At 47.6% G+C, this 3,074-nt stretch carries 2 protein-coding genes; both read left to right on the top strand.

The window, feature by feature from the left end; genetic code table 11:
• On the top strand, positions 1 to 360 hold a 360-nt coding region (locus ABYT30_RS17780; protein ID WP_373097825.1), incomplete at its 5' end, for a TetR family transcriptional regulator C-terminal domain-containing protein.
• A 47-nt stretch (positions 361 to 407) separates the two neighbouring features.
• A partial coding sequence (locus ABYT30_RS17785) for an MMPL family transporter (RefSeq protein WP_373097827.1) occupies positions 408 to 3,074 on the top strand: 2,667 nt, incomplete at its 3' end.

Genomic DNA, 3,074 nt, shown 5'->3' on the forward strand with positions numbered 1-3,074 from the left:
CCTCTAAAGCAATTAGAGCTATATTGTTTTGATTTATATTTAGAAAGGCTTGGAGCCGGAAGACAACTTTGTCCTGGCGGCACATTAGCATCAGCGTGGCAGCACATGCCTGAGCATGTTCAGGCTGCAGCTCGAGCTTTAATCTTTGCGCAGCAAGAATTTGTTAGAGCCGCGATTGAACGTGGTATGGATGATGGAAGTATAGTAAATACTAAGGAAGCCGCAGAGCTTGCTGAGTGGTTGGTTGCATCAGTACAGGGTGCTTTGGTCACCTCCCGCATACTAGCTAGTGCCGCGGAATCTGGCGAAGTAATATTCACAAGGTTATGTCACCAAACGTTGGGCGTCATCAGTAAATGATGCTGCCTTTTTTTGGATTAAAAAAACTAACGACTGGTAGGTAGGCTATGAAAACAAAAACACCAAACCATTACAAGACAACAGCTGTCGGTTATCGATTCTTTGAAAATGTGCTGCGCTTTCGCTGGCTCGTAATTCCCTCCTGTTTGATAGTTATTATTCTTATGGGGAAATTTTTACCTCAACTAACTAAGGACACATCTGCGGAAGCGTTTGTACCTAAAGATAGTCCCGCTTTGGCATTTAGGGATCACGTTGAAGAAGTCTTCAACCTAAAGGAGCCGATGGTCATTGCAGTCACTTCAGGTTCGGAGCGAGGAATTTACACGCCGGAGGCTCTGGGTTTAGTTGATTGGTTAAGTCATGAAATAGAGGCGATAGAGGGCATTGATCCAGATGCCGTAATTAGCCTAGCTACCGAGAAGGATATTCGTGGCACTAATGATGGCATGCTGGTAGAGCCTTTCTGGGAGAGTTTGCTGCTATCGGCTCAAGAAGCAGACGGCATTCGTGACCGGATACAGAAGTTCCCCCTTATGCTCGGTACGCTTGTCGCACGAGATGGGAGCGCGACTGTGATCGTCGCAGAGATGCTTCCAGACGTAGAAGGGGAATTGGTTTATCACGCTTTGCTAGAGCTTAACGAGCGTGCCAGAGCGATTGGGCTTGTAGCTGAGAATATTGAACTGCATGTCGCTGGTCAAGGCGCGGTTTCTGGTTACTTGTCCGCTTATATTGCCGCGGATGCTAGTAGATTGAACCCAATGGCTGCAGTCATTATAACTATTGTTCTGCTGCTTGCATTTCGTACGCTTGCAGGTACGGTGTTGCCCAACATTATTGTGATTGGAACCATTGCGGTGGGTCTTGGCAGCATGGCCGCTGCTGGTATTCCAATGTACGTTATTACAAATTCGTTGCCGGTGATTCTTATTGGTATCGCGGTCTGTGATTCAATACATATCTTTACTCAGTACTATGATGAGTTGGCCGCGCAGCAAAAACCAGACCATCACGACGCGGTAATTCGTGCCATGACGGTTATGTGGCGACCAGTTACGCTGACGACACTGACCACGGTTGCGGGATTTTTGGGCCTTTCTCTTGCTGCACTTCTCCCCCCAATGCGGTCTTATGGCATTTTCGCCGCTATCGGAATAATGGCCGCGTGGGCGTGGACGCTGCTGCTTTTACCAGCGCTATTATCCCTGTTCAAGCCACGGTTAAAAAAGAACCAGCCAGCTGAAATTATTAAGCCTGACATGCTAAGTAAAGTGTTAGGTGTAGTTGGGCGTAGCGTGGCGAGTAAGCCAAAGCAGGTCCTAACTATTACGGCGTTGTTCCTAATTTTCGCTGTCGTCGGCATTAGTCGTGTCGAATTCAACGATCAACGTATTCATAGCTTTCAAGAACAGGAGCCGCTTCGCATTGCAGATGCTGTGATTAATTCTAGCTTCGATGGCACATATTATCTGGATGTCGCAATAACAACCCCAAACCCTGAAGATCTATTTCTGCCCGCAAACCTTCGCAAAATTGAAAGTTTGCAAAAATGGATGGAAGACCAAGGCGGGCTAGAGAATACAACGTCAATCGTCGATTACATTAAACAAATGCATAAATCCATGAACTCCGGCAACCCTGATTACTACGATATCCCGGACAGTGCAGACCTTGTCGCACAATATTTTTTGCTCTATTCAGTCTCTGGTGATCCCACTGATTTTCAAGAGGAGATTGATTACGATTACAAGCTTGCCCACGTGCGAGGTCAGTTAAAAAATGACAATTTTCAGCAGGTCGAGCCGATTGTTTTAGACCTTAAGCGCTACTTAATGGATACATTTAATAACGATTCGATTGAAGGTCACACCACCGGCTCGATTGATCTCGCTTACTCTTGGATGGCCCCGTTGCGAGGAAATACCGCGGCGGGCATGGCACTAGCGCTCATATTGGTAATGGCGGCGTCCGCTCTGTTCTTTCGCTCCATTGTATTGGGCGTTATCTCAACACTGCCGGTGGCGTTCTCGGTGCTTATGGTATTTGCCATTATGGGGTATGCGGGCATCTGGATTGGCATAGGCACTTCTATGTTTGCCGCAATCGCGATTGGTTTAGGTGTGGACTTCTCTATCCACACTATCGATCGTTTGCGCGGACTTATTAATGATAAAAACCTATCCTATGACGCTGCAGTAGCGGAGCTATTTCCGAGCACCGGCCGCGCCTTACTATTTAATTTGCTTGCGCTTGCCTTAGGTTTTGGCGTACTGATGACGTCCCAGGTGCCGCCATTGCAAAATTTTGGTTTACTAGTCGCAATAGCGGTCCTCACAGCCTTTGTCACGAGCTTAACCAGTATGACCGCACTGATTGGGGTGATGCGTCCAGCAGCACTTTTTAGTGATTCCAGTGTAACGAACTCCAAACAGCCCGTATCGCAACAGGGTTATGCTCGCGTAGGCTTTCTCGTTCTGTTGGGCGCGCTGGCTCTACTGAGTATTCCTGCCAGTGCAGGGGATGATGCAGATGGCTTTGAAGTAATGCAGGCAGTCGACCAGCGACCAGAAGGCCTCACTCAGCGCTCTGGTTTAAAGTTAGAGCTTACTGATCGGCGTGGTAAAATTCGCCAACAGGAAACAATTGCGCTGCGCAAATACTATGGTGAAGATAAGCGTCAGGTGATGTTTTACTTAGAGCCAAGTAATGTC

The organism is Zhongshania sp., assembly GCF_041623545.1.
In the GTDB taxonomy this organism is placed as follows: domain Bacteria; phylum Pseudomonadota; class Gammaproteobacteria; order Pseudomonadales; family Spongiibacteraceae; genus Spongiibacter.